This window comes from Agrobacterium vaccinii, assembly GCF_021310995.1.
GTDB lineage: Bacteria > Pseudomonadota > Alphaproteobacteria > Rhizobiales > Rhizobiaceae > Agrobacterium > Agrobacterium vaccinii.
This window is the reverse complement of the sequence record NZ_CP054150.1, coordinates 727,399-753,418: the sequence shown is the minus strand read 5'-3', so window position 1 is coordinate 753,418 and position 26,020 is coordinate 727,399. Positions and strand designations below refer to the sequence as shown.

General features: G+C 57.8%; 31 protein-coding genes and 1 riboswitch. Of the genes, 14 read left to right on the top strand and 17 right to left on the bottom strand.

Features of this window, described 5'->3' with window-relative positions:
- Window positions 1–145 precede the first annotated feature (145 nt).
- The 3 genes from HRR99_RS03800 (at window position 146) to HRR99_RS03790 (ending at window position 2,641) form a co-directional block, all read left to right on the top strand.
- Window positions 146–1,054: an ABC transporter permease gene (locus HRR99_RS03800; RefSeq protein WP_173996332.1), complete on the top strand. Its 909-nt coding sequence runs from the start codon at window positions 146–148 to the stop codon at window positions 1,052–1,054.
- Window positions 1,047–2,147 (top strand): quaternary amine ABC transporter ATP-binding protein, encoded by a 1,101-nt coding sequence (locus HRR99_RS03795; protein ID WP_233122828.1) that lies wholly within the window; start codon window positions 1,047–1,049, stop codon window positions 2,145–2,147. The genes HRR99_RS03800 and HRR99_RS03795 overlap by 8 nt, the downstream gene beginning before the upstream one ends.
- Window positions 2,148–2,368: 221 nt before the next feature.
- Window positions 2,369–2,641, top strand: a complete 273-nt coding sequence (locus tag HRR99_RS03790) for a hypothetical protein (protein WP_112498423.1) — start codon at window positions 2,369–2,371, stop codon at window positions 2,639–2,641.
- A gap of 303 nt (window positions 2,642–2,944) precedes the next feature.
- Here HRR99_RS03790 and dmeF read toward each other — a convergent pair whose 3' ends face one another.
- Entirely contained in the window at window positions 2,945–3,964 is a 1,020-nt protein-coding gene (gene dmeF / locus HRR99_RS03785; protein ID WP_233122827.1) for a CDF family Co(II)/Ni(II) efflux transporter DmeF, read from the bottom strand.
- Window positions 3,965–3,973: 9 nt separating this feature from the next.
- The gene (gene dmeR, locus HRR99_RS03780; RefSeq protein ID WP_045231236.1) at window positions 3,974–4,246 is read right to left on the bottom strand and encodes a Ni(II)/Co(II)-sensing transcriptional repressor DmeR; all 273 of its coding nucleotides are present in this window, start codon (window positions 4,244–4,246) and stop codon (window positions 3,974–3,976) included.
- Between the two features lie 133 nt (window positions 4,247–4,379).
- Here dmeR and HRR99_RS03775 point away from each other — a divergent pair, with 133 nt between their 5' ends.
- Both HRR99_RS03775 and HRR99_RS03770 read left to right on the top strand, forming a co-directional pair.
- The gene (locus tag HRR99_RS03775) at window positions 4,380–4,793 is read left to right on the top strand and encodes a MerR family transcriptional regulator (protein ID WP_112498421.1); all 414 of its coding nucleotides are present in this window, start codon (window positions 4,380–4,382) and stop codon (window positions 4,791–4,793) included.
- 14 nt (window positions 4,794–4,807) lie between these two features.
- Entirely contained in the window at window positions 4,808–5,347 is a 540-nt protein-coding gene (locus HRR99_RS03770) for a DUF3885 domain-containing protein (protein WP_233122826.1), read from the top strand.
- A 113-nt stretch (window positions 5,348–5,460) separates the two neighbouring features.
- On the opposite strand, the gene HRR99_RS03765 is transcribed toward HRR99_RS03770, so the two are convergent.
- Entirely contained in the window at window positions 5,461–6,516 is a 1,056-nt protein-coding gene (locus tag HRR99_RS03765; protein WP_233122825.1) for an alpha/beta hydrolase family protein, read from the bottom strand.
- A gap of 348 nt (window positions 6,517–6,864) precedes the next feature.
- On the opposite strand from HRR99_RS03765, the gene HRR99_RS03760 reads away from it, so the two are divergent.
- On the top strand, window positions 6,865–7,353 hold the full coding sequence (locus HRR99_RS03760) for a GNAT family N-acetyltransferase (protein ID WP_112498418.1): 489 nt from the start codon (window positions 6,865–6,867) through the stop codon (window positions 7,351–7,353).
- Window positions 7,354–7,454: 101 nt separating this feature from the next.
- Window positions 7,455–8,021 (top strand): type 1 glutamine amidotransferase family protein, encoded by a 567-nt coding sequence (locus HRR99_RS03755; RefSeq protein ID WP_233122824.1) that lies wholly within the window; start codon window positions 7,455–7,457, stop codon window positions 8,019–8,021.
- 2 nt (window positions 8,022–8,023) lie between these two features.
- On the opposite strand, the gene HRR99_RS03750 is transcribed toward HRR99_RS03755, so the two are convergent.
- The 8 genes from HRR99_RS03750 to HRR99_RS03715 form a co-directional block, all read right to left on the bottom strand.
- A complete protein-coding gene (locus HRR99_RS03750) occupies window positions 8,024–8,338 on the bottom strand; it encodes a hypothetical protein (RefSeq protein ID WP_233122823.1) in 315 nt (104 codons plus the stop codon).
- Window position 8,339: 1 nt separating this feature from the next.
- Window positions 8,340–9,053 (bottom strand): CbtA family protein, encoded by a 714-nt coding sequence (locus HRR99_RS03745; RefSeq protein WP_233122822.1) that lies wholly within the window; start codon window positions 9,051–9,053, stop codon window positions 8,340–8,342.
- Window positions 9,054–9,067: 14 nt separating this feature from the next.
- On the bottom strand, window positions 9,068–9,247 hold the full coding sequence (locus HRR99_RS03740) for a CbtB domain-containing protein (RefSeq protein ID WP_233122821.1): 180 nt from the start codon (window positions 9,245–9,247) through the stop codon (window positions 9,068–9,070).
- A gap of 150 nt (window positions 9,248–9,397) precedes the next feature.
- A riboswitch (cobalamin riboswitch) is annotated at window positions 9,398–9,656 on the bottom strand.
- A 28-nt stretch (window positions 9,657–9,684) separates the two neighbouring features.
- Window positions 9,685–10,602 (bottom strand): cytochrome c, encoded by a 918-nt coding sequence (locus tag HRR99_RS03735; RefSeq protein WP_233122820.1) that lies wholly within the window; start codon window positions 10,600–10,602, stop codon window positions 9,685–9,687.
- 74 nt (window positions 10,603–10,676) lie between these two features.
- Window positions 10,677–11,108 carry a c-type cytochrome gene (locus HRR99_RS03730; RefSeq protein WP_233122819.1) on the bottom strand — a complete coding sequence of 144 codons (432 nt, stop codon included), beginning with the start codon at window positions 11,106–11,108 and terminating at the stop codon, window positions 10,677–10,679.
- Between the two features lie 626 nt (window positions 11,109–11,734).
- Window positions 11,735–12,325, bottom strand: a complete 591-nt coding sequence (locus HRR99_RS03725; RefSeq protein WP_233122818.1) for a hypothetical protein — start codon at window positions 12,323–12,325, stop codon at window positions 11,735–11,737.
- A 425-nt stretch (window positions 12,326–12,750) separates the two neighbouring features.
- Window positions 12,751–13,593, bottom strand: a complete 843-nt coding sequence (locus tag HRR99_RS03720; protein WP_233122817.1) for a metallophosphoesterase — start codon at window positions 13,591–13,593, stop codon at window positions 12,751–12,753.
- 99 nt (window positions 13,594–13,692) lie between these two features.
- Window positions 13,693–14,295: a superoxide dismutase gene (locus tag HRR99_RS03715; RefSeq protein ID WP_111840708.1), complete on the bottom strand. Its 603-nt coding sequence runs from the start codon at window positions 14,293–14,295 to the stop codon at window positions 13,693–13,695.
- A 223-nt stretch (window positions 14,296–14,518) separates the two neighbouring features.
- Here HRR99_RS03715 and HRR99_RS03710 point away from each other — a divergent pair, with 223 nt between their 5' ends.
- Window positions 14,519–14,851 carry a hypothetical protein gene (locus tag HRR99_RS03710; RefSeq protein ID WP_112498413.1) on the top strand — a complete coding sequence of 111 codons (333 nt, stop codon included), beginning with the start codon at window positions 14,519–14,521 and terminating at the stop codon, window positions 14,849–14,851.
- Here the strand turns inward: HRR99_RS03710 and HRR99_RS03705 are convergent, their stop codons facing one another.
- Window positions 14,852–15,394: a GNAT family N-acetyltransferase gene (locus HRR99_RS03705; protein WP_233122816.1), complete on the bottom strand. Its 543-nt coding sequence runs from the start codon at window positions 15,392–15,394 to the stop codon at window positions 14,852–14,854. It abuts the gene before it with no gap.
- A gap of 98 nt (window positions 15,395–15,492) precedes the next feature.
- Between HRR99_RS03705 and HRR99_RS03700 the strand changes: the two genes are divergently transcribed.
- Window positions 15,493–16,377, top strand: a complete 885-nt coding sequence (locus tag HRR99_RS03700) for a LysR family transcriptional regulator (protein ID WP_233122815.1) — start codon at window positions 15,493–15,495, stop codon at window positions 16,375–16,377.
- Here the strand turns inward: HRR99_RS03700 and HRR99_RS03695 are convergent.
- The gene (locus HRR99_RS03695) at window positions 16,355–16,963 is read right to left on the bottom strand and encodes a LysE/ArgO family amino acid transporter (RefSeq protein WP_233122814.1); all 609 of its coding nucleotides are present in this window, start codon (window positions 16,961–16,963) and stop codon (window positions 16,355–16,357) included. The genes HRR99_RS03700 and HRR99_RS03695 overlap by 23 nt on opposite strands.
- 90 nt (window positions 16,964–17,053) lie before the next feature.
- Here HRR99_RS03695 and HRR99_RS03690 point away from each other — a divergent pair, with 90 nt between their 5' ends.
- Entirely contained in the window at window positions 17,054–17,956 is a 903-nt protein-coding gene (locus HRR99_RS03690; protein ID WP_233122813.1) for a LysR family transcriptional regulator ArgP, read from the top strand.
- A 237-nt stretch (window positions 17,957–18,193) separates the two neighbouring features.
- Here HRR99_RS03690 and HRR99_RS03685 read toward each other — a convergent pair whose 3' ends face one another.
- Window positions 18,194–19,081: a branched-chain amino acid aminotransferase gene (locus tag HRR99_RS03685; protein ID WP_233122812.1), complete on the bottom strand. Its 888-nt coding sequence runs from the start codon at window positions 19,079–19,081 to the stop codon at window positions 18,194–18,196.
- 235 nt (window positions 19,082–19,316) lie between these two features.
- On the opposite strand from HRR99_RS03685, the gene tam reads away from it, so the two are divergent.
- A complete protein-coding gene (tam, locus tag HRR99_RS03680) occupies window positions 19,317–20,087 on the top strand; it encodes a trans-aconitate 2-methyltransferase (protein ID WP_233122811.1) in 771 nt (256 codons plus the stop codon).
- Here tam and HRR99_RS03675 read toward each other — a convergent pair.
- Both HRR99_RS03675 and HRR99_RS03670 read right to left on the bottom strand, forming a co-directional pair.
- Window positions 20,084–20,452 (bottom strand): VOC family protein, encoded by a 369-nt coding sequence (locus HRR99_RS03675; protein ID WP_233122810.1) that lies wholly within the window; start codon window positions 20,450–20,452, stop codon window positions 20,084–20,086. The two genes, tam and HRR99_RS03675, sit on opposite strands and share 4 nt — an antisense overlap.
- A gap of 48 nt (window positions 20,453–20,500) precedes the next feature.
- Window positions 20,501–21,196, bottom strand: coding sequence for a helix-turn-helix transcriptional regulator (locus HRR99_RS03670; RefSeq protein ID WP_233122809.1), 696 nt, complete (start codon window positions 21,194–21,196; stop codon window positions 20,501–20,503).
- A 171-nt stretch (window positions 21,197–21,367) separates the two neighbouring features.
- Between HRR99_RS03670 and HRR99_RS03665 the strand changes: the two genes are divergently transcribed.
- The 3 genes from HRR99_RS03665 (at window position 21,368) to HRR99_RS03655 (ending at window position 25,125) form a co-directional block, all read left to right on the top strand.
- On the top strand, window positions 21,368–22,657 hold the full coding sequence (locus HRR99_RS03665; protein WP_422387288.1) for a TadE/TadG family type IV pilus assembly protein: 1,290 nt from the start codon (window positions 21,368–21,370) through the stop codon (window positions 22,655–22,657).
- Window positions 22,658–22,895: 238 nt separating this feature from the next.
- A complete protein-coding gene (locus tag HRR99_RS03660) occupies window positions 22,896–23,723 on the top strand; it encodes an aldo/keto reductase (RefSeq protein WP_233122808.1) in 828 nt (275 codons plus the stop codon).
- A 235-nt stretch (window positions 23,724–23,958) separates the two neighbouring features.
- Window positions 23,959–25,125, top strand: coding sequence for an IS4 family transposase (locus HRR99_RS03655; RefSeq protein WP_233122807.1), 1,167 nt, complete (start codon window positions 23,959–23,961; stop codon window positions 25,123–25,125).
- 74 nt (window positions 25,126–25,199) lie between these two features.
- On the opposite strand, the gene HRR99_RS03650 is transcribed toward HRR99_RS03655, so the two are convergent.
- Entirely contained in the window at window positions 25,200–25,958 is a 759-nt protein-coding gene (locus HRR99_RS03650; protein WP_233122806.1) for an SDR family oxidoreductase, read from the bottom strand.
- Window positions 25,959–26,020 lie beyond the last annotated feature (62 nt).

The window sequence follows — 26,020 nt, the reverse complement described above, 5'->3', positions numbered from 1 at the left end:
CTCGACGTTTGAGGTGACCGAGAGGTCGCCCCGAGTCGATCTCCCTCCTTGTGGGGGAGATGTCCGGCAGGACAGAGGGGGTAAGCCGCATACTCGGCATCGACCCACAAGCCCCTCCAACAAAAACTAAGGGAAAAAAACAATAATGGCCCTCTGTAATCTCCTGCCGGATATGCTGTGCAAGTTTCCGGCCATTGGCAACAGCACCATGCGCGTGGCGCGCAAGTCTATCGATGACGGCTTCCGTGATATCGTTCGTAGCTACGGCGATGTCATCGATACGGTCATGCACCCGCTGCAGCTGTTTTTGAATTCATCCGAACGCTTTTTCACGCAGACGCCGTGGATCATCATTTTTCTCGGCCTGCTGGCCATGGTGCATCTGGCCGGGCGCAGCTTCCGCATTACGCTTGGCACTGCCGTTTCGCTGTGTCTGATTGGCGCTGTTGGCCTGTGGCGGGATGCGATGACGACGCTGTCGATCGTAGCGATTGCGACGCTGATCGCCGTTGCCATCGGCCTGCCGCTAGGCATTCTCATGGCGCGGTCCGAGCGATTGCAACGCTTCATCAATCCGGGTCTGGATGTGATGCAGACGATGCCGAGCTTCGTATATCTCATTCCGGTCGTCGTCATCTTCGGCATTGGCAAGGTGCCGGGCCTGATTGCGGTCGTCATCTACGCGATACCGCCGATGATCCGCCTGACCAATCTGGGCATTCGCATGGTGGACCGGGAAACGCTGGAGGCGGCAGACGCCTTCGGCTCGTCCAACACCCAGAAGCTGTTCAATGTGCAACTGCCATTGGCGCTGCCCACCATCATGACCGGCATCAACCAAACAATCATGATGTCGCTGGCCATGGTCGTGGTCGCCTCCATGGTCGGTGTCGGCGGTTTGGGCAAGAACGTGCTTCAGGCCATCAACAACCAGTTCTTCACAATCGGCTTTCTGAACGGCTTTGCGCTGGTGGCTATCGCCATCATGTTTGACCGTGCCAGCCAGGCCTTCGGCAAGCGTTTGCAGAAATATCGCGAGGTGCAACATGGCTAAGGACATCGAAATCCGCCGACTTTACAAGATCTTCGGCAAGCACCCTGAGAGACATCTCGAAGCCGTTAAAAACGGCTTGAGCAAGACCGAGCTGAACGACAAGCACAACCACGTTCTCGGCCTCAACAACATCAACATCACCATGCCCGGCGGCAAGATCACCGTGGTCATGGGCCTCTCGGGCTCCGGCAAGTCTACGCTGATCCGCCACATCAACCGGTTGATCGAGCCGAGTGCGGGTGAAGTGCTGTATGGCGGCGAGGACGTCTGCTCGATGGGCACGTCCGCCCTTCGCGATTTCCGCCGCCACAAGACGGCGATGGTGTTCCAGAAATTCGGCCTTTTGCCGCATCGCACCGTCTTGGAGAACAGCGTCTATGGTCTCGATATTCAGGGCGTGTCCCGCAAGGACAGTCTGGAAAAAGGCCGTTACTGGCTGAACCGCGTGGGCCTCGATGGTTACGAGGACAATTACCCGAACCAGCTGTCGGGCGGCATGCAGCAGCGCGTAGGCCTTGCCCGGGCACTGACCAACGATGCCGATATTCTGTTGATGGATGAGGCCTATTCGGCGCTCGACCCGCTGATCCGCGTCGATATGCAGACCATGCTGCTCGATCTTCAGCAGGAGCTGAAGAAGACCGTCGTCTTCATTACCCACGATTTGGATGAAGCGCTGCGGCTTGGTGACCATATCGCGATCCTGAAAGACGGCGAGATGGTGCAGCAGGGCGATGGCCAGAGCATCATCCAGCATCCGGCCAACGAATATGTCAGCGACTTCGTGCGTGACGTGAACCGTGGCCGCGTGTTGCAGGCAACAACCGTGATGGAACCGGCCACGACGGCGCCGGAAAACCTGTCGGTTCTGGAAACCGACACGCTGGAAAACATTGCCCGTGACATGACAGATGCCAACGAGACCACTGCGCAGGTGGTGGACGAAGACGGCAAGACGGTCGGCAGCATCGGCATCGAAACGCTGATGGCAGCCATGGTGACACCTGCCACGCAGGATGATGAGGCCGTGCCGACGGGCGTGCCACTGACAGAGCCGTCAGAATCGCCGGAACCGGAAAAACGGATCGCCTGATTCTACCCAACGCCCTCCACGACTCACCTTGCGGAGGGCGTCTTACGTTAGGGAATCGCTCGAAATGGCGGTTTTCTGGTTTGGCAACCCTAAAAAACGTAAAAACGAAGCAGCACTTTCCATGCTGTCAAGCGAAGAACGCAAGCCAAACACAATGACGCAAGCTTCGCGCAAGCTTCGGCCGTTAACAATTCGTTAATCGGTCAAGAAAGAGGCTTGCAATGAATATCGATAATAATATCGGCGGATCTGCGCATCAAAGCCGCTCTCAGCACATCGAAAAGCGCACGGTTGAGCCTGTCGCTCCCGAGCAGCAGCAAACGGTTTCCGGCGGCGGCAGACTTTCCTTTGTCAACGTGCTGGAAACGACATCTCTTGCCAACGTTCTGTGGACCGTTAGCAATGACGCGGATGCCAGCACCGCGCAGGGCAGCGAAGGCGCCACGTCGCAGCTGGACAGCGCATGGTTTCGCCAAGCCTATACGGAACATTGATCTGCCCCGAATCGCATCGCTCACACTGAGTTAACGTCGCCAGCAAGCATATTTTAGATTAAAAGTTGATTAATGGCCTGGGAGTGGCTGCGCTCAAAGTTTTTCGCGCCGCTCTATATCAACGCTCTGCGGCTTGAGTTATGACGCCGCGATCTCCAGCTTTTCTCAGCTAGTGCAAGCGCAAGGAGTTTTCCCGCCGCGCAGACGCGCGACGACTGGATTCCTGTGACAAGCACAGGAATGAGGGATGTACCCGCTGGACCAAGCTCACGTCTTATCGTTCGAGCCTTTGACCTCAACACATCACGCCGGATGGGCAGCGTTGATCTCTACCGTCACATGCGACAGCTCGTGGATTGCTTCCAGCTTCTGCCGATAGAATGCTGGCGCCTGCGGTGACGATGCCTGGATCGAGACGATGGCCGCATGGTGCCCCGGCCCTACCTGCCAGACGTGGAGATCGGTGATCTGCTCTTGCGGGGTTTCAACCGCATTTCGAATCTCACGCGAAAGGTCCTGCGCTTCTGGCGCTGCATCGACCAGCACGGATGCGGTAGAGCGCAGCAGCCCCCAGGACCAACGCGCAATCACGATGCCGCCGACGATGCCCATGGCGGGATCGAGGAACGTCCAGCCATTCCATTTGCCAAGCAACAGCGCGACGATGGCGAGCACCGATGTCAGCGCATCGGCCAGCACATGCAGATAGGCTGAACGCAGGTTGTTATCCTTGCTGCCATGGCTTTCATGGTGCGCGTGATCACCTTGATGGGCGTGGCTTCCGTGGTGCGCATGGCTTCCATGCGAATGTCCATGTCCGTGGTCGTGATGGTGATCGTCCTTCAATAGCCAAGCGCTGACGAGGTTGACCACGAGACCGATGGCGGCAACCGCGATTGCCTGGTTGAAATCGATATCCACCGGTGCAAAGAACCTCAGCAGGCTTTCCCACGCAATCATGATGGCGGCAACGCCCAGCACCACGGCGCTGGCAAAGCCCGCGAGATCGCCGAATTTTCCCGTCCCGAAGGTAAAACGGTCATTGGCGATCTGACGGCGGGCATAGAGGTAGGCGAGCGCCGAAATCAGCATCGCGCCCGCATGGGTCGCCATATGCCAACCATCCGCCGTCAGCGCCATGGAGCCGAACCAGCTACCGGCGGCAATTTCCGCCACCATCATCGCCGTCGTCAGGCCGATGACGGCCCAGACGCGGCGCTCGTTGCGCTCGTGGTTATCGCCAAGAAAGACATGGCTATGCGTGCCGTGGGGATGGGGATGGGGATGGGGATGCGGGTGGAAATGGTCAGTCGCTGCCGTCATGGCACACCTCTATCGGATATAGGTTTTCAGAACCTGCGCCAGCTCTTCGGTGGCACGGGCACGCTCTTCGTCATTTTCGGCATGCAGAACATGCTCATGCAGATGGTCCTGCATCACCTCGCCCGTCAGCCCGGACAGCGCACCGCGCACGGATGCCAGCAATTGCAGCACCTCCCCGCATGGCTTGCCACCTTCCAACGCCCGCTCCACCGCTTCCATCTGGCCTTTGAGGCGACGGATGCGGGCAAGCAGCTTGTCCTTGTTCTGGGAGGTGTGTGACATGAGTTTCTTTCAAAATAGTATAGGGGGGTATATTATAGAGAAGTGACGCTGTGTGCAAGGTGCTGCTCCCTCCCCTTGCTACCGTGGCGCTGAAGATCTATATCTCCAGAAGCTATAGCTTTGAGGAATGAACATGTACTCCATCGGTGATCTGTCTCGAAATACCGGCGTCAAGGTGCCGACCATTCGCTATTACGAGCAGATGGGCCTGCTGCGGGCAGCGGAACGGTCCGAGGGCAACCAACGGCGCTACGAAAAGTCCGACCTCGAGCGCCTCGCCTTCGTGCGCCACGCCCGCGACCTCGGCCTCAATCTCGACGCGATCAAAGAACTGATCGCGCTCAGCCAGCACCGCGAAATGCCCTGCACCGACGCCGACCGCATCGCCGCCGACCACCTGACAACCGTCCGCGAAAAAATCGTTAAGCTGAAGAAGCTAGAGCACGAGCTGGAACGCATCGTTTCCCATTGCGACGGGCATTCGATCGAGGATTGCTATGTTATCCGCGCGCTGTCGAACCATGCTTTGTGTGAGCACGAGCATTGAGATCGACTAAAAGCGTGGAACAGAATTTTCATCTGTATTGGTGCCGCGTCTATGGTCGTCGCACGCCTCTGTCGCATCTGTTGCGGCAGGATAAATCCGTCCCATGGGTTCGATTTCATGCACTGCCTAACTCAAAACGCTATGCCGAGCATGACGACGAAACAGCAGTCATCCTCGAAAGGGCCTATACTCTCGGAAATGCCGTGTTAGAGGACGGGACAGAGTGCTGGCAGATCGAATGCCGCCATGCTGACCACGAGCACACCCACGAAGATAATCTTCCCGGCACATTCATTTTTAACGATGACGCTGAACAAAGCTGCTGGGTCGCAACTGTCACTAAAACAAAATGGCGCATGGGCGAGCATGACCCGTTGCTGCGCTCAATCGCCGACGATGCGACCGGCCCCACTCTGTGGTTGCATGGCGAAAATGCCACCATTTTCGCTCCCTATGACGGCGGCTTCGACGTGTTTCCCGCGAGCTTTCAAAAAGCGGATGAATTGCGGACCGCATTTCGCCAATGGCTCTCCCCTCACCCGGAAGGGCTGTGAGCCAGAGGGTGCAATCTCGGATCAGGACCTGCGAAGGCCAAAAGACGGTTTTTATTGAACAGTGGAAGACGCGTGGCCGCCTTTCGGAACGTGGGTCAACAGGCTTACGGCTCTTATTTAAGCGCCTGCGTAAAAGCGGCATTCGCCATATCGATCATTTGATCGTGAATTTCCTTCCGAGACCTTCCGTCGCCATCTGAACAAATAGGATCACCGACTTCTTTCTCTGCCGAACTCCCCGCTATGCCGGGCTTACAATCGGCAAACATGCTATAGTGACTTGCATCCTCTATCGTCGCGTATGATGCATTAGGCATGGACTGTGCGGCTTTATCCGCCCTGACCGTCTGTGGAATTTCCGATAATTTGCCGAGATTGACCAGATGGACAGAAAGCGAAATCGTCGCAAAACTCCTTGACGCGAAAATATCCATTGGTGCCGGATCAATCGCCATGACAAATTTGATGCGATCATCTCGGTTATCACGGCCAGCCAATGTCATGTCCATGGCATGTAGATCTACGCCGCTTCTGGTGACCCAGTCGCAAAGCGAGGCATTGCGCGTGTTATCGTCGCAATAGTGAGCAAGCATTGCTGGATCGATACGCGCACCAGCGATCGCAAGGGCTGTGTTTCCACCCATTGACAGCCCCAGCATACCGACTTCTTTAGACTGGATATTGTCTTTGAAAAATTCGTCTTTGTTCAACGTGTTCAACGTTTCCGTTATATCCTTTGGGCGCAACCACAGCTTCATCGTTTCTGCCGCGGATCTGCTCGTGCCGCCATTTCCCGGATGCGTAGGCGCAGCGACGATAAATCCGCGCGCTGCCAAGGGGCCCGCAATCCAGCTTACGGCTTGCGCACTCCCCGCAATGCCAGCGCCATGCGAGAGCAAAATCAAAGGATATCTGTGTTTGCTGGCTGGTGCGTCGAGCAAGGCTGGCGTTCCCACGAAAAACGGGCTCTCGCCGAGCATTACCGGCTTTCCGCCGCCCATTGACGGGTACCAGACTGTAACGGAGAGATCGCTGTTACGTTCTGTGGAATGTGCGGTAATTTGACGTACGCCGACAGCTTCATTCGCCGCTGCCGATAACGGCAAAACAATCAGCAAAGAAGAGATCGCGCCAAACACGGAAGCAACGACTGTTATGAAGAATTTCATTTGTTCCTCTTGGTGCGCAAGGGTTTCGCGTACTTACCAAAAGGGGAAACGGAGTAATTCGCGTCCTAGAACGCGAACTTGGACGTGCAAAATTGTGATCAAGGTCCTCTGTTGTTTTGCTATTTCTTTAGAGGCAGTCCAAATCCCTTTTACCGCCCTTGACACCTTCCAAATTCCGGCGCATCACTCACGCCATGATCAACGAACGCGCACCCATTTCCTGCTCGTATTTTTGGGCCTTCCTTTAAGGGCGGCTCGACAGATCACTTTGTCAACAAGCCGCCGTCAGGCGGCTTTGTTGTTTTCAAACGTCCTGACGGCACCACCAAGAAACCGAGGGACGAGAAAATGACTGAGGACAGCCTTCTGACTTTGCCGAGACCGCCTGTCGTGACCATTCGTGGGGCGCGCAAGACGGATTTGCCTGAGCTGAACGAGATGATCACGCTGCTGGCCGCCCACCATGGCGATGCGGCTGCGATTACACCTGAGAAGCTGGAGCGCGATCTGTTTGCGCAGATGCCGTGGATCACCGCGCTGGTGGCCGAGGCGGATGGCGAATTGATCGGCTACGCCATTCTCGTGCCGCAGTACCGCGCGCAGGAAGGCCGTCGCGGCATGGAGCTTCACCACCTCTTCGTGCGGGATGGACATCGTGGCCACGGCACCGGCCAGCATCTGGTCGGGCGTGCACGCGATGTGGCCAAGCGTTGCGGTTGCGACTTCCTGTCCGTCGGCGCTGCCACTGGCAATTTCGCTGCGCACAAGTTCTACGAAAACATGGATTTCGTCCCCCGCCCCGTCACCGGCATGCGCTTCATGCAGGCATTGGCGTAGAGCATCGAACGAGACGGAACCGACCCAGCCGTTTTCAGGTTTCGCTTGACGGCCGGACATCCGTTCGCTGATCTTGATGTCGTTGATTGCAGGAGAAGACTATGCCTCGCATCGCCTTGGCTCTGACCGAGGAATTCGCCGATTGGGAACCCGCTTTGCTGGCCGCGGCAGCACGGGGATATCTAGGAGTCGATATTGTCACGGCCTCACCGGATGGCGCGCCCGTGACATCCATGGGCGGCCTGAGGGTCACGCCCGACATGGCCTATGACGCGCTCGACCCGGAAACGATCCATGCGCTGGTCATTCCCGGCGGGCTGGCCTGGGAAAAGGGCGCCGCACCGGATTTTACCGATCTCGTCCACCGCTTTCGCACCCAGCACCGCGTGGTCGCCGGCATTTGCGCCGCGGCAAGCGCGCTGGCGGGAACCGGCGTGTTGAACCATGTGGCCCATACCGGCAATTCCCTGGAATCGCACGGCAAATACGAGACCTATCAGGGCGTGGAGCACTACCGCGACCAGCCGCAGGCCGTCAGCGACGAAGGCATCGTCACTGCACCCGGCAGCGCCCCGGTGACTTTTGCCGCCGAAGTGCTAAAGGCGCTCGATCTGTGGGGACCGGAGGCAGAAGCCGAAATCGCGGTGTTTTCAGCGGAGCATCGGTGAGATCAGCGCTGATCGAGAACGCGGCAGGCGCGGGCTGCGCCCTCCCTCGCATTTCCGGCCATCGCGCGTCTGACATCACGGCTGTTGATGTGCAGGCTGCGGTCGAATGGCAACGCAAGTCGCGCGATCTTGGCGGTGGCGGCGGTGAAGAATGCCTCGCTGTTTTCGGCAAAGAATGCGAGGCAGGCCTCCCTGCCCGGTTCTTCTGCCAGAAGCGCCCTGAAGGCCAGGCGATGCATGGCGCAAGGTGCGCCATGACCGGGGATGGAAAAACGCACGGCGTCGAGCTCGTCACTCCATTCCGCTGCGTTTTCCATCTTATCGGGCAACGTCGAAGCGCTTGAGGAACAGGCCGCTCAGCGAGCCGAGGATAAGCCAGAACACGAAGCTCGTTACCGTTGCCAGCACCATGAAACGGCGTTCCAGCGGCAACGGGGCCAGTGCATGTTCACCCTCTGGCGGCAGTGGCGCGCCGACGACGTGCGGTGCGACGATGAGCACCACAGCAAGAAGGATGGCCCATGGTTCGTTGCGTTTGAAGGCAAGCAGCGCAATGCCGCCAGCCGTTGCCGCAACGGTCGCGACCCACCAGATTTGCCGTGCTTCGAGAGCAGCAGCTGGGCTTCCCGGCAATTCCGGTGGCAGGCCGATCATGGGTGCCAGCATGACGGCGGCAAAACCGGCAAGGCCCCAGAACAGGCCTTCACGCCAGCCGCCCTGCGTGCTGCGCAGCGAGATAAGGGCTGTCAGTACCAGCGCGTAACCGATAGCCGTCAGCACATTGGCGGCAAGGGTATAGGCGTTGCGCTCGAAGCCATCGGCGGGTGCCCATGCCTCGGTATCGTGGTGATGGTCGGCAGGTGTTGCCGCATCGTGGGCGTGAGCGGGGGCTGCTTCGCCACCCGCGCTTTCGAATGTTTCCGCCTGGAGAATGAGCGGCGTGGTGCCGATGGCCTGCAGGGCGCTGACGGCCAGACCGGCAATCAGCCCCACCAGAACGGCGGTAAAGACGATATTACGGAAAAATGGCATTGATCTCTCTCCCTTCAATGGCAAGGGAAAGCGTTGGCATGACGCGTGTCATGCGCGGCATTGTGCACGGCTTCGACATGCGAAAAACCGACAAAGCCGACGATGAACAGGCCGAGTGCGGCTGCCGTCAATGATTGCGCGATTTTCGATGTTTTGGTTGAGACGGCTGAGGCCGTATTCTGCTGGATAGACATGGTGACCCTTTCCTGTGCGGGTGGGCGTATTCTGATCAAACGCCACACGACCGCATTCAACATTCACCACGGGGAAAAGAGACACAGGGTCCTAAGGCCTGAAACATCAGACCTCGTAACCGTGCTGTTCCGGACACCCCGCCGGTTTGGACGACACTTCACGTGATGGCAGGTCTCCTGGCTTGCGGGTCGTAACCTTGAAAACACCTTCCCAATCCTTTTGTATCCGCATCGTATTTTACGAAATCGAAGACGATTTCGCGTCGATGCGCCAGATCAGTGGCTTTTCGTTCTCAGGCTATCCGCTCACAGTTGCGGGGGCAGCCACGAATCAAAGCTTGGCGCTTCTATCGTGTTCCCTTTTCACTTTTCGGGCGAACCCGGAAAGACCATCACACGTCTGTTATCCGGCGGAAGTTTCGCCGAGTCAATGGCCATCACGGGGAAGGCAGCGCCTTGAGGTACGCCGCGATCGCATTGCGGTCTTCGGCGGGAATGCGGGCCATGTTCTGCTGCACCTTGACCATGGAGCCGCCAGCGCTGTCGAAATCCGGTGTAAAGCCAGTCTCGAGGTAGTTGGCGATATCGGCCTGTGTCCATGAACCGATCGTAGCGGATTCGGGACGGATGTCGGGTATCTTGCCCTCGCCCTCCGGGTTCGGTCCGCCTGCCAGCCACTGCCCCTTGAGGAAGCCACCCAGCGCATCGCGTGGTGTGTGACATTCGCCGCAATGGCCGAGGCCTTCGACGAGATATTGTCCGCGCACGACATCCGCACTCGCATTGGCCAGTTCGACACGCGGTTGGCCCTTGTCGAAATACAGGAACTTCCAGCCGCCCAGCGACAGACGAATGTTGAAGGGAAACGGCAGATCGTGGCCCGGCGCATCATTGGTGCTGGCGGGCAGTGTTTTCAGATAGGCGAAGAGGTCGTTGACATCCTGCGGCGTCATCCGCGCATAGGAATTATAGGGGAAGGACGGGTAGAGGTGCTCTCCCTGCTTGCCGACGCCGCGCGTCATGGCATCGCCGAATTCTGCGACAGTCCATGCGCCGATACCATGCTGCGGATCGGGCGAGATATTGGGCATATGGAAGGTGCCGAAAGGGCTGGGCAGCGCCTGCCCGCCGGAGAGCGTCTTGAGCGCATCACCCGTGGCATCGGGTGCCGCGTGGCAACTGGCGCAACCGCCTGCCCAGAACAGGGTTTCGCCATTGGCAAGGTTCGGTTCGCCTAAATTGGCCCAGTGGCTCGGCGCCTGACGTTGAGGCGCGGTCACCCACATGAAAACACCGAGCCCCGCCGCGCCCGCAATAACGGCACCGCCTGCCAGCCTGGCCCAGATGGAAGCCATCGCCTTCTCCGCCTATTGTAAAATCAATGATGAAAAAGTCCGCCGGATGACCGGCGGACCTGGCTTTTCAGTTATTACTTCTTGAGGCGATACGTCTGGTGACAGCTGCTGCAATCTGCACCCAGCGTCTTCAGGGCGGCACCGACGCTGGCCTGGTCCGTCGGCAACTGTGCCAGAGCCGCGTCCGCATCCGTGCCGAGCTTCTCGGACTTCGACTTGAAGTCTGCGAAGTTCTGCCAGATGGCAGGCGCCGCAGCACCGCCTTCGGAACCGGCAGGGAACTGGTCCGGGAACGCCTTGGCGTTGGTGCTGATGGTGGTGACGGCGGTCTTGACGGCGGCTGCGTCGTAAGGCTTTTCACCCTTGGCGATGGCGCCCAGCGCGCCCATGGCGCCGCCGATACCCTTCATCAGGCCTTCGCGCTTTTCGACCTCGCCGGCTGCGGAAACCGCACCGGCGCAAAGACAGCCTATCAGTATGGATGCGGCAATGGTTTTAAGCTTCATCGTCTCTCTCCTGAGGTCCGCCGCAGCGGGGTGATGCTATGAAATGGTCTAAAATGTCAGAACGTGGAACAGCCGCACAGATACGCTCAACATTGGCCACGAGCGAAACAGAAGATGCCTGTTTCACATGGCAAAAAGAAGTCACATTCCGGTGAATTTTTCAAGCATTATCAGTCCCATATCACCTGACGGCAACGGCCTCCCAAATCGTGAAACCGGCGATGATGACCAGCAGCAAGCCCGCAGCGCGACTGTGGCGCGGCGCGGGCTTCTGGACAAACTGGCGTTAGCTTCTGGACGCCAAAACACAAGGGAGACGATCAAATGTCGTCGTCGGTGTCTCCGCTATCAATAAATTGATATCTCCAGTCGCCCGGTCCAAGATCATACAGCGATGCGAATGGTGTATCCAACCGATTAGATATGTCGCGCCCTTGAACTGTTATATGCAGCGTTATAGGCGACTGGACATCCACATCACAAAACATCGTTCTTGCTAGAAGTGCCGTGGCTTCTTCCTTCGTCGTATGAAGGAGATCGCAGATAAAGCGAACACAGACTTCCGTGTCCCCCTCAACGCTGTCTGCGTCCGTGGCTGTAACTATGGACACTTCAAATGGCACGTATCACTCTCCAGTATGCTCGTGGCTTTGAATTAGCGCCTTGACCTCTTCCTGAGAGATGGGGCGGAATATGCGGAGCATCTTCCTTCGATACCACTCGGGTCCAGATGTCCGACTATCCGTTAGATCGAATTTTTCCAGAACCTTCCAAGCGATAATCTTGATCCGATCAAAGCGTTCATACGCCGTGACGCTCTCGCCGGAATTTACATAGTATAGTTGCCATGCCGGGGGGCAATCTTCATCACCGTCAAACCAAACCATTTTCGCTTCAACCGGTGCGCCATCTTTCTCAACATGAAGACTATGCTTCGACGTGTTCGCTATCGCCGTAAACATGAGGAAGTCCGGGTGATCATTTAGAAATTTCTTCCTGTTTCCGTTCACCGTCGCCTTCGCCACCCAATCAACAAACACCGATATGGAGATGCATGCGTTGATCGCAGCAAAACCTAGAGGCTCTTTCTCATCGGGATTTAGTCGCTGCAAGTCTTGGAATACATCGACATCCCACAAGAGCTTCGACCACATTTCATAAGCGTCTTTGATTACTGCAGTGTGCAGCACTGCATTGCTGGCATCTTTTTCACCCATGTTTCCATACTCAACTTGTTTAGAGCGCGGTTAGTCGTACGGCGTGTGTGACACAGAACTGATGGTTGCTATGAGACCACGAGTAATAGAGATTTAAATGACCGCAAGGCGAGAACCCCTCTCGGTTCCTCACCAGGGTTCCGGCTATGAATAATTGGAAAGATGAAAGTGATCAAACCGTAGAAAGCCTTATCCACGCTAGGATCGCTGAAAACCCGAAGTTGAACCTAATGATAGGTCTCTTCTTCCTACGCATGAGCGGTCCTGAAAATAGAGCCGTCGCAAAATGATCGATGCGGGATATCGGACCAATTCCAGCGCATTTCTGGGAAATATCAGATGAATACGTGTGGTGAATTCATCTCGCTGGCGATGCGTTTTCGCCTGCTGGCCGGGCGCGGTGAGCTGTCTGAAATATCTTGATATCAGAAGCTTAGCGTTCTCGAGTCTTCACGACCGAAGCCACGAATGTCGATTCTGTCGTCATAGACATCGGCAATGGCGAAGGTGTTTTCGTGCTGCGTATCGACCATGCCCTTGAAGTTCAGAAAATGCGTGCCGCCCAGGAGGCCGTAATTGCCGACATGGTTGTGGCCGCAGAACCAGGCTTTGGCACAGGGATGTGCCGAGAGAAGGTCGAGGATTTCAGGTGCGTCCCACATATTGTGGGAGTTTTGCGGGTAGAGCGGGTAGTGGCAGAAAAGGACGGCGCTTTCGCCTGCCGCATCTGCCGCGGCCAACGTGTCGCGAAGCCACGTGAACTGCTCAGGGCTGAAAGAGCCGTTCCAGTCTTGCGCGTTGACGGCATCCGCCTGCGCAAGGGCCGCCAATCTCTGCGCCGCCAGCTCCCGACGCGGATCACCCGGGGGTGGCGCAAAGACGCTGACATCACTGCCATCCAGCACGATGAAGCGGACGCCGCCAACCGCGAAATCATACCAGGGTGCAGGCATGCCGAGACGCGCATGGACCTTGTCGAGATATTCAGGCGCAACCGCAAAATCATGATTGCCGGGCAGCAATACGGAGCGATGTTTCAGCCTGTCGTAACACGCCAGAATAGCGTCGAAATTCTCCCAGCCACGATCGATGATATCCCCCAGCGTCACCACGAATTCCAGATCGTTCGCGTTGAACACCTCGATTGCTGCATCCAGCTTGCGCGTGCTTTGCGCATAATATCGGTCCATCTCCGGGCGCGGCGCGATATCGGCATATTGAGGATCGGCGACGATGCCGAAGGAGAAGAGCGGGGATGTATCGGTCATGATGGCACCCGCATAGGCCGGGCAAATGACACGCATATGACAGAACGAAAACACCCGGCGCTGAGGCCGGGTGTTTCGTATTCTTCACGCGTTAAAAGCTTACTTGGCAGCAGCTTCGTAGCGCTCCAGAACGTAATCCCAGTTGATGAGATTATCGACGAAGGCTTCGAGGTACTTTGGACGCAGGTTGCGGTAGTCGATGTAGTAGGAATGTTCCCACACGTCGACGCCGAGGATCGGGTCTGCGCCGTGAACCAGCGGGTTTTCACCGTTTGGCGTCTTGGAGATTTCGAGCTTGCCGTTCTTGACCGACAGCCATGCCCAGCCGGAGCCGAACTGCGTGGTACCGGCTGCGATGAAGTCAGCCTTGAACTTATCGTAGCCGCCGAGGTCAGACGCAAAAGCCTGCTCCAGCTTGCCGGGCAGCTTGTTGCCGCCGCCGTCCTTCTTCATCCACTTCCAGAAATGGACGTGGTTGTAGTGCTGGGCAGCGTTGTTGAACAGGCCAGCATTGGTGCCGAACGACTTCTTGACGACTTCTTCCAGCGAAAGGTCAGCAAGACCAGCTTCAGCGGCAAGCTTGTTGCCGTTGTCGACATAGGCCTTGTGGTGCTTGTCGTGGTGGAATTCGAGCGTTTCGCGCGACATGTAAGGCGCGAGCGCATCGTAATCGTAAGGCAATTCTGGAAGTTCAAAAGCCATGGTTTTACTCCTTGTTGCAGCGGCTTGACCGCTCCTTGAAACCGTGTGCCCGGACCATAAGAGCGGACGCCATCCGAGGCAACCTGTGAAATATCAAATTGTTCCGGCAAAAGAGAAAATTCGTCTCATGCCCTGCGGAAAACACTTTTCAACCCGAGGCTGCCGTACCGAAACAAGAAAATCCGTCCTCTTTTGCGGCGAGTACACTCCAAGGAGTAACACCATGGTACGACAGTTTTTCGTAGCCGGTCTGGCAAGCCTTCTGGCACTGCCCGCCGTTGCCTCTTCCGACGCTGCATGGCAGGAATTCGCAGCCGATGTGCAGGCCAAATGTCTGGATGCATCCAAGGACATGATCGAGGATGCCAAGGCGGTGGTCGATCCGACCGGCAGCGAAAACTATGGCCTGGCGATCCTCACCGGCAACGCCAAGGGCACTAAGACCACCATCAGCCACATCTGCGTTTACGACAAGAAGACGAAGAAGGTCGAACTCGGCAGCGAATTTTCAGCCGACACCGTCAAGGTCGAACTGCCGGGATCGACCAAGCCGTGATCAAAACCGTGGCGTCGTGTCCGCGTCACCCAGCGGACGCTGCATCAACACGATATCGAGCCAGCGACCGTGCTTCCAGCCAACGGATTTGAGCGTGCCGACCATGTCGAAGCCTGCCGCACGGTGGACGCCGACGGAGGCGGCATTCTCCGAATCGCCGACCACCGCCACCATCTGCCGAAAGCCTTTGGCGGTTGCCTCGTCGATGAGCGCCAGCAGCAACGTCTTGCCGATGCCAAGGCCTTTGCGGTTCTGATCGACGTAGATCGAATCCTCCACCGTCGCGCCATAGGCCGGGCGGGCGCGGTGCGGTCCCGCATAGGCATAGCCCGCAACCGTGCCCTCCACCTCCGCCACGATATAGGGAAAGCCCCCCGCCACCAAAGCATCCCGGCGCTGGGTCATCGTCTCGGCGGAAGGAGGCTCGATTTCGAAACTGGCGCTGCCGTAAAGCACGGCATCGCGATAGATCTCTGTAATGGTTTCGATATCAGCCTCTTCACAGGGGCGGATGGTGACGGCTGGTCTTGGCTGGGAATGCATTTCAATATCCTGGAAAATTCACTGCACACAGTTTGCATCAGGCGGAAGCCAAAATAAAGATTATCCATCTTATGCAAACCATAAGGGATTCTTTGTCTATGGATTTCGATCTCAAGCAATTGCGCAGCTTCATGGACGTGGCTGATCTCGGCAGTTTTTCAGCAGCAGCGCAGAAAGCAGGCATGACCCAGCCTGCGATCAGTCTGCATATTCGCTTGCTGGAAAAGCAGTTGGGCACACGGCTGGTGGAGCGCGTGGGGCGGCGGATGCAGCCGACGTTTGCTGGTCATGATCTTCTCGTCCATGCGCGGCGCATCGCGGAGGATGTCGAGCAGGCACTAGAGGCCGTGGCGCCTCACCGCAGCGGCACTTCTGGTCGGCTGCGGATCGGCACAGGTGCGACGACGCTGATCTATTTTTTGCCTGCCATTCTGGGTCAGATTCACCAAGCCATGCCGGATGTCGAGATCAAGGTTCAGACCGGCAATACGCCGGATATTCTGCGGCTTCTGGAAGAGAATATGATCGATGCAGCCATCGTGACACTGCCCACGAGCGGGCGCAGCATCGAACTGCGCGATATCCATTGCGAAGAACTGGTGGCGATCTTTCCGCCAGATGCCGCGCCGCTACCAAGTGAAATCACCGCCGATTTTCTCTCCGCCCAACCGCTATTGCTTTACGAAGGTGGCAATACAAGGCGGCTGGTGGATGACTGGCTGAGGGCGAGCGGCAAACGCGTTCAGCCAGTGATGGAACTCGGCAGCGTCGAAGCTTTGAAGAAGCTCGCGCAAGCAGGGCTGGGTGTCGCCATCATTCCAGCCATGGCCATCCAGAGTGAGGCAGAATCTTCGCCGCTGACGGCGCGTTCTTTGTCACCCAAGCTCGAACGAAGGCTGGCGCTTGGTCTTCGACGCGACAAGCATTTGACCGCGCCGCTTCGGGCGCTTGCCGCCATTCTCAACCACCCGCCAACAGCTTGATGGCAATCAGCCACATGGTGAGCGCAATCACGCCCTCCAGTATCCGCCACGCTTGAGGATTGGCGAAGATGGGGCGCAGCCAGCGAGCGCCGTAGCCGAGCGAAAAGAAGAACAGGAAGGACGAGGTGACCGCCCCTGCCCAGAATGCTTTTTCTGCCCCCGGAAACTGCGTGGAGATGGTGCCGAGCAGCACGACGGTGTCGAGATAGACATGCGGGTTCAGCCATGTCAGCGCAAGGCAGGTGGCGAGCGTTGTCGAGAGGTGTGAGGCGTTGCCGGAGGCAGCGGCGAGGGCATTGGCAGGGCCGAGCGCCGATTGCAGGCTTTTTGCGCCGTACCAGAACAGAAATGCAGCGCCTGCATAGCGCATGGCGGGTTCCAGCGCAGGCAGAATGGTGGCCATCTGCCGGAATGCGGTGACGCCGATGGTGATGAGAATGGCATCCGACAGGGCGCAGGCCAGCACCACGGCGAAGACGTGCTCGCCGCGCAGGCCCTGCCGCAGGACGAACGCGTTCTGCGCGCCGATGGCCACGATCAGAGTCAGCCCCATCGTCAAACCGGTCATGTACGTCGAAAAATCCATCGTCCTGCCCTCATTCATGGTTTGGATAGAGCGCGCAGTTGGGTTAATCCAGTTAAGGTTTCTTATCGTGATTAAGGCAGGCTAACTTATATGCTGGATTATGCGGCGCTTCGCGCAGTGGCCATGGTGGTGCAGACGGGCAGCTTCGAGCGGGCGGCGCAGGCGCTGCATGTCACGCCTTCGGCGGTTTCACAGCGCGTCAAGCAACTGGAGGAACGGTTGGGTGCGGTGCTGATCCTGCGCGGCAGTCCCTGCACGGCAACGGAAAAGGGCGAGTGGGTCTGCCGCCACATGGAGCATGTCGGCATGCTGGAAACGGAGCTGTTCGGGCAACTGCCCGCTCTGCTCACGCCAGACGAGCCGGGGCGGCAGGTCACGCTGCACATCGCAACCAATGCCGATAGCCTCGGCACGTGGTTTCTCAACGCCATCTCCGGCTTTGCCACCGAGCAGAACTACCTGCTGAACATTGCCGTCGACGATCAGGACCACACGGCGGAGTGGCTGCAACGCGGCCGGGTTCTGGGTGCCGTCACCAGCCTTGAAAAGCCGGTGCAGGGTTGCCGCGTCACGCCGCTTGGGTCATTGCGATACCACGCAACCGCCAGCCCGCAATTCATGGCGCGATATTTTGCAGGCGGCGTGACGGAAGCGCGGCTCTCACAGGCACCAGCGCTGACCTTCAACCAGAAGGACCGGCTGCAACATCAATGGGTGTCGAATGTCTTCGGTGCACCGGTCGTTCACCCCACCCACTGGCTGCCCTCCACCCAAAGCTTCGTGGATGCAGCGCTTTTGAGCATGGGCTGGGGCATGAACCCACACGCGCTGGTGGCCCAGCATCTGGCCTCGGGACGCCTGGTGGAACTGGTGCCCGATACGCCGCTGGATATTCCGCTGTACTGGCAGGTGAACCGGCTGGCGGCGGAGAAGCTCAAGCCGTTGACGCAGGCGGTGGTCGATGTGGCGCGGGGTGTGTTGGTGCAGGGGTGACAGGTTGGAGCAAGGGGCTGGACCCCTCACCTAGAAAATCTACGACTTAGCTTTCAGCTAAGATCGTGATTTTCTGTCCTCTCCCACAGGGGGAGAGGTAACCTGCGGCGGCGCGGCAGCCTTATCTCTCCCCTTGTGGGAGAGAAAGCGATTTCAACATCTTAGCGTCTTCGCTAAGTGTTAGAAATCGCAAGTGAGGGGTCCCGCCCCAAGCTCAACACCTGCGGCTTGGCTCCCTCACTCCGCCTCGACACCCGAGCTCGCCGCCCACTCCATATACAAATCCAGCGCCTTACGGGCGACCGGACCGGCCTGCAATTCACGCTCGTCCAGCTTCGTCACGGGCGAGACTTTGGAGTAATTGCCGGAGCAGAAGATTTCGTCGGCTTCGCGGAAATCCTGAACCGAGAGCGTTACCTCGCGCACATCGAAACCGGCCTGACGCAGCAGGAGCATGACGCGGGAGCGGGTAATGCCGGCGAGGAAGGTGCGGTTGGGCACGGGCGTGAAGACGACACCGTCCTTGACCATGAAGACGTTGGCCGAGGACGTCTCGGCGACATTGCCGTTCATATCCAGCATCAACGCGCCGCTGAACCCGCGAGAACGGGCCTCGATGATGGCGCGTCCACTGTTGGGGTACAGGCTACCGGCCTTGGCATCCGTCATGGCTGTTTCCGGCGAAGGGCGGCGAAGCGACGAGACCGTCAGTGTTACAGGCGCGCCTGCATCCATCGGCGCTTCGAACAGGCATAGTGCGAAGCGCGTGGAGGCTGCATCCGGTGCAACGATGCTGCCCGGCATGCCATGTTCGGCCCAGTACATCGGCTTGATGTAGATCGCCATATTGCCATCGAACTTGGCCACACCTTCCAGCGCCAGTTGCTCGATTTCCTCTGCCGTAAAGGTCGGCTTCAGGCCCATGTTGATGGCAGAGCGGTTGACGCGCTGGCAGTGCAGATCGAGATCCGGCGCCAGACCGTTGAACCAGCGCGCACCATCGAACACCGTGGAAGCCAGCCACATGGCATGCGAGGTCGGCCCGATCAACGGCGGATTGCCGGGCAGCCACTGGCCATCGACATAAGTCCAGGTGGTGGATCGGGGTGCGGTATCGACGGACATGGCATTCTCCTTGGAATAGTTCCGGCGAATGAATGCCTCTGCACTCCAAGCGTCAAGACCAAATGCTTCTGACATCGGAAATTGATGGAAAGTTACGGAAAACCGCCCCAATCCTTGGATTTTATTGCGCAATTACACAAACGGCGTCGATGGACCCATCACGCTTATTGATGGGTTGTCGGCTGGTCAGGGCCGCCACGCCGTGCAAAATTCAAGGTTGGCGAAGGAGTGAAAAATGGTCTGGTCGGCGCAACAATATCTGAAATTCGAGAATGAACGCACGCGTCCGGCCAGCGATCTCCTGGCGCAGGTGCCGCTGGAAAAGCTGGTGGCGGGGTACGATCTGGGTTGTGGACCCGGCAATTCCACGGAGCTTCTGGCCGAACGCTACGGTGTCAACGTCATCACGGGCGTGGATAGCGATCAGGATATGCTGGAAAAAGCGCGGCTTCGGTTGCCCAACACCACGTTCCAGAGAGCCGATCTTGCCACATGGAAGCCACAGCAGAAGGCCGATCTGCTCTATGCCAATGCCGTTTTTCAATGGCTGCCGAACCACTTGGATGTTCTCGTTACGCTGATGGATCACTTGAAGCCCGGCGGCGTGCTGGCCGTGCAGATGCCGGATAATTTGGGCGAGCCCAGCCATCTTGCGATGGAAGAAACCGGCGCTGCGGGACCTTGGAGCGCAGCATTCGAGGGCAACCGATTGCGCCGACACCCCCTGCCTTCTCCCGCCACCTATTTCGACCGGCTTTCTCCGAAATCGGCACGCGTCGATGTCTGGCACACGATCTATAACCATCCTATGCAGACTGCCCAGGCCATTGTGGAATGGGTCAAGGGCACCGGCCTTCGCCCCTATCTGGATGCGGCAGGCGAAGAACACCGCGAAGCGTTCCTCACCGACTATCTGGCCCGCATCGACGCCGCCTATCCACCCATGGCAGACGGGCGGCGGCTGCTGCGGTTTCCACGCCTGTTTATCGTGGCGGTCAAGCGTTAGCCGTGGAAGGCGTAAACGCGCAGGCGGTGCCCATCGGGGTCAGCGGCTGCGAAGGTGTAACCGAAATCCATGGCGGTCGGCGCTTGCAGAACAGTCAGGCCTTTGGCCTTCCATTCGAGGTGGCGCGCATCGACATCGCTATCCGCCGCCACCTGAAAGACGACTTCCGTTCCGCCACCTGTCACGGTCACGGCGGGTTCTGCCGTGTGGCGTGACCAAAGGCCGAATTTGAGGCCGCCTTGCAGAATGAACAGCGCGAAGGTCTCGGACGCTTCGACCGGTGCAGTGCCGAACAGGTCCTTGTAGAATTCGGTGCTTTTTACCGGGTTTTCCGCGAACAGGATGGTGAAGTTGGGGTGGGTCATCGCTCTGTCTCCTTTGTGACGATGGAGTGAGCCTAGACCGTACTGCTGTCAGTTTTTGTCAGCAGTGATTGTCTGGCGCGCACGCCATTCCTTCAAAAGCGATTGGCGGCTGCGTGGGTATCGTGTGGACGTTGGCTGGAACGCGGTGATGCGGTGTGCGCGGAAGCTGCGAAAATCCTGCCGTAGCTCGCACCATGCCAGAACCACCCGAACCTGATCGAAAAACGCCAGCGCAAAGGGCCACACCGTGCGTTGCGTGCCCTGCCCATTTTCATCGCCGTAGTCGATCTGTGCTTTCAACTGGCTGCGAATGGTTGCCCGCAGCACACCAAGCTCGACATGCGCCATCTCCAGCACCTTGCCGGGGCCGATCAAAAGCGTGGAGTTTTCGAGCTCTTCGCCCAGTTCTTCCGGCAGAACGGCGGCGATTTTTGCCAACGCTGCCCGCGCCGCGGTTGCCATGGTGCCATCCGCCCGGCCTGCCACCCAGCGCGAGCCCAGAACAAGCGCTTCTATTTCTGCTTCGGTGAACATCAGGGGTGGCAGCAGAAAACCGGGTCGCAGCACATATCCCACACCGGCCTCACCCTCGATATTGGCGCCCTGCGCCTGAAGCGTCGCGATATCGCGGTAGAGTGTGCGCAGGCTGATGCCAGTCTCTCTAGCCAGTTCAGCGCCGCTGACCGGCCTGCGATGCGTGCGCAAAAGTTGCAAGAGATCGAAAAGCCGCTGAGAACGTGACACTGTATTTCCCTGAAGATCGCCGTCATCTCGAAACGGCTTTAAGGCCCTATGATTATGCCTGAATATCAATAGATTAATGCAATATATTCACAACACGTTAGTTATCTACGGAAACGAGTTTTCAATTTTGTCGACCTATACTTCCAGCACATCGTAACGCTGGGGTAGAACGTGCGAAATTTCTGGCAAGACAGATCGGGTAACTTTGGAATTCTGACCGCGCTGATGATCGTCCCGATTTTCGGGTCGGCGGGCGTGGCGCTGGATATCAGCCAGGCAATGGCTGTAAAGACCGATCTTCAGCAGGCGGCCGATGCCGCCGTTCTGTCTTCCGTGGCCAAGATGTCCACCTATGTGGAAGCTGCCCGGAAGATGTCGGGTGACGGCAAGATTTCGGTTCCCAATGGCGAGGCGCTGGAGTTCTTCACGAGCGACGCCGTGGGGCGCGAGGATTTCAAGGTCGAAAATGTTTCGTTGAGCGTTGAGAAGGTCGGCAATGTCGTGCAGGCCGCGGTTACCTTTCAGGCCACCGTCAATACCTCGCTGACCAAAATCCTTGGCAAGCAATTCGTGACCGTGGCCGGCAGGGCCACCGCGAAATACGAAACAGAAACCTATAGCGACTTCTACCTGCTGCTGGACAACACACCGTCCATGGGCGTTGGCGCGACACCCGCCGACGTGGCGAAGCTGGTGGCAAACACCAGCGACAAATGTGCCTTCGCCTGTCACATCGTGAAAGACGGTGTGGCCGACCAGAACAGCTATTATTTCAAGGCCAAGTCGCTTGGCGTCACCACCCGCATCAACGTCGTTGCGCAGGCAACCGCAAGCCTGATGGACACCGCTGTCGCCACCCGCAAGGCCGTCAACCAGTACAGGATGGCAGTCTATACGTTCGGTGAAAAGGCTGAAGATACCAAGCTTCTGGAAGTATCGGCCTTGAGTGCCGATCTTGCCACCACCAAAAAGAAGGCAAGCGACATCGACCTGATGTCGATCCCGATGCAGGGTTTCAACAACGACCAGATGACCGACTTTGATCGTGCTCTCACGCAAATCAGCACCAAGATGAGCACAGCAGGCGATGGCACGAGTTCCGCAAACCCCGATAAGGTCGTCTTCTTCGTTTCCGATGGCGTCGGCGATAGCTACAAGCCATCGGGCTGCACAAAGAAGCTGACCGGTGGTCGTTGTCAGGAGCCTATCGACACAAAGCTTTGCACCGCGCTGAAAGACAAAGGCTACCGCATCGCCGTGCTCTACACCACCTATCTGCCCCTGCCGACCAACGACTGGTACAACAAGTGGATCAGCCCATTCCAGTCGCAGATCGGCACCAAGATGGAAGAATGCGCCACGCCCGGCCTCTACTTCGAGGTCAGCCCGACACAGGGCATTACTGACGCCATGGCAGCCCTGTTCAAGCGCGTGATCACCTCACCACGCCTGACAAGCTAAGAAAAGCCGGTCTGTTTCGGCAGATAGATCACCAACGGAAAAAACGATGCGGGCCATGGTGCCCGCATTTTGTGTTGTCCCGCCCGGGCCTAGAAAACCGGGGCTTTTGCGCAATGTGCCCAACCTTCATTCGGCGAATGTTGCTAAAGCGGCTTGAACCAAACCGCCAACCACACACTTATCCCTGGTACACATTCCCGCCCGCACTGCCGGGCCAACTCCCACCAAGGAGACGATCATGCACACAGTGAACGCCAATGGCGCGAACATTCCAGCGCTCGGCTTCGGCACGTTTCGGATGCCGGATGACGACGTCCACCGCATTCTGCCGCAGGCCCTGAAACTCGGCTTTCGCCACGTCGATACGGCGCAAATCTACAAGAACGAAGCGTCCGTCGGCGACGTCATCGCCAATTCCGGTATTGCGCGTGGCGACATCTTTCTCACGACCAAGGTTTGGGTCGATCAATATAAGCATGCCGACTTCATCAAGTCGGTCGATGAGAGCCTGAAAAAGCTGAAGACTGATTACGTCGACCTTCTTCTGCTGCATTGGCCAAAGAGCGACGTGCCGCTGGCGGAACGCATGGGCGCGCTGAACGAGGTGCACAAGGCTGGCAAGACCCGCAATATCGGTATTTCCAACTTCAACGTGGCGCTGACCGACGAGGCCGTAAAACTCTCCGATGCACCCGTTGCCAACAACCAGATCGAGTACCACCCTTATCTCGACCAGACCAAGGTCATCGAAGCTGCCCGCAAACACGGCATTTCCATTACGGCCTACTACTTGATGGCCGACGGCAAGGTGCCCCACGATACGGTGCTGAAGGACATTGGCGCGAAACACGGCAAGACGGCAGCACAAGTCGCACTCCGCTGGGCCGTGCAGCAACCGGATGTCATCGGGCTATCCAAAACCGCGACGGAGAGCCGGTTGCAGGAAAACTACGACATCTTCGATTTCGAGCTTTCCAGTGACGAAATGCAGGCGATCTTTGCGCTGGCGAAGGCGGATGGCCGGATCGTCAATCCGGGCCATCTGGCGCCGGAGTGGGATAAGTAGGTTTGGGCAGAAAAGGATAGCACTGTCAAAGGGTTGATCGTGTTTGAACGCCCGCTTTTCGTCATGCTCGGGCTTGTCCCGAGCATCTTTCTCGTCGCAAATATGGAGACGTGATTGGATCCTCGGGACAAGCCCACTGCTGTCCGGTTTAAATTTGTAGACACGGCGCACGGTGTTGATTCTATTCGTATTCAAGCGTTTGGCGACGATTTGGACACGAAAGAGGGGCAACACCGTGCGGCATCACAATAGCGTTTTTCATGATCTTTTGAAGCGCATTTCCTGGTCGACCTTCGAGCGGCTTGTGGATGAGCATGGCACCGACAAGCATATCCGGCGATTGTCCACCAAGAGCCAGTTGATCGCCCTGCTGTATGGGCAACTCGCCGGTGCTGTCAGCTTGCGCGAGATCGAAGGTGGTCTGGAAAGCCATTCGACACGCCTTTATCATCTCGGCGCACGCCCGGCCTCACGTTCGACACTGGCTGATGCCAATGCCAAACGCTCAAGTGCGGTCTTTACCGGTCTGTTTGCCGAGCTGGTCGCACGAGCCGGGCGCGGGTTGCGACGGTCCGTCGGCGAGGCGACCTATCTGATTGATGCCACGAGCCTTCGCCTTTCCGGTGCAGGATCGCAATGGGCGCGGTTCTCCCATCAGGCTTGCGGAGCCAAGGTCCACATCGTCTATGATGCGGGCGCAGAGCGACCGATCTATGCCGCCGTCACACCCGCCAATGTCAATGACATCACCGCCGCCAAGGCCATGCCGATCGAACCGGGCGCGACCTACGTCTTTGATCTGGGCTATTATGATTTCTCGTGGTGGGCCAGGATGGATCAGGCCGGATGCCGCATCGTCACCCGCTTCAAGTCCCATACACCCTTGACGGTGTTGCATGAGCAGCCGCTGGAGGACGCGGATGCAAACGGTGGTCGCATCCTGTCGGATCGCATTGGTCTGCTGCCTGCCCGTCAGGCCGGCAACCGCAAGAACCCGTTCAGCGACCCGGTTCGCGAGATCACGGTGCAAAAGGATACCGGCAAGGTGCTGCGGATCCTGTCGAACGATCTCGATGCCACTGCGCAAGAGATCGCCGATCTCTACAAGCGCCGCTGGGCTATCGAACTGTTCTTCAAATGGGTCAAGCAGACCTTGAAGATCAAGCATTTCCTGGGTGTCTCAGAAAACGCCGTGCGCATTCAGATCACCGTGGCCCTCATCGCTTTCCTGCTTCTGCGCATGGCGCAGGCAGACCAGAAGACCATCAAAAGCCCCTGGATCTTCGCCCGCCTCGTGCGGGCCAACCTCATGCATCGAAAAAGAACAGACAGTCTTCTCAAACCACCCAACAGCAGCAGATGCCACAATGACCAGTTGATGCTCCAATGGACGGAGGTTTAAACCGGACAGCAGTGGGACAAGCCCGAGGATGACGTCGAGACAGGGGAGCGACTTGTTCGATCCCCATCTCCTCCTCAAGAATGAGCCCCGTTCACCATGCCAAACACCTGATCGAAATTGCCGTTCTCAGCCGCAAACCGCAGAGGTTTACAGCGTTCCACCACCACTTCCGTCGCATCCGGCTGGTTGATCAGAATATCCATGACCTCGGCGATATAGGCATCCAGCGGCATGGCGCGTTCGTCCGTTGCCTGATGATCGCCTTGGAGCGTCGTCTGGACGTAGGGCGGAATGATCTCGATGACATCGACAGACGTGCTTTTGAGCTGTTCGCGGATGGCCATTGAATAGGCGTGGATGGCCGATTTCGTGGCGCTGTAGGTGGGGGTGGCGACCATGGGTACGAAGGCGAGGCCCGATGAGACGGTCAATACCGCTGCGTCAGGCTTTTGCAGAAAATGCGGCAAGAGCGCTGCTGTCAAGCGGATGGGGGCCAGAAGATTTGTGGCGATGGTTTCTTCTGCAGTGTCGAGATAATCAGGTGCGGATATGATATCCTCGTTCTTCATGATGCCGGCATTGTTGATGACGACATTCAAATCCGGGTGCTCGCGGGTCAAGGCGTTTGCGAAATCGCGGATGCCGGCGGCCTCGGTTGCGTCCAGCACCATGGATGCCATGCCGGGGTTGGCAGCCGTCACCTCATCCAGCACCGCCCAACGACGCCCCGATATGATGACTTTATTTCCAAGCGCGTGAAACGCTTCGGCCAGCGCCCGACCGATACCGGAACCGCCGCCGGTGATGAGAATGGTATTGCCTGTCGTCTTCATCGAGATAACCTCTCTTGTTGGGTGAACTCAAGTTAGCTACGATGCTCTCTAATCGAAAGTAG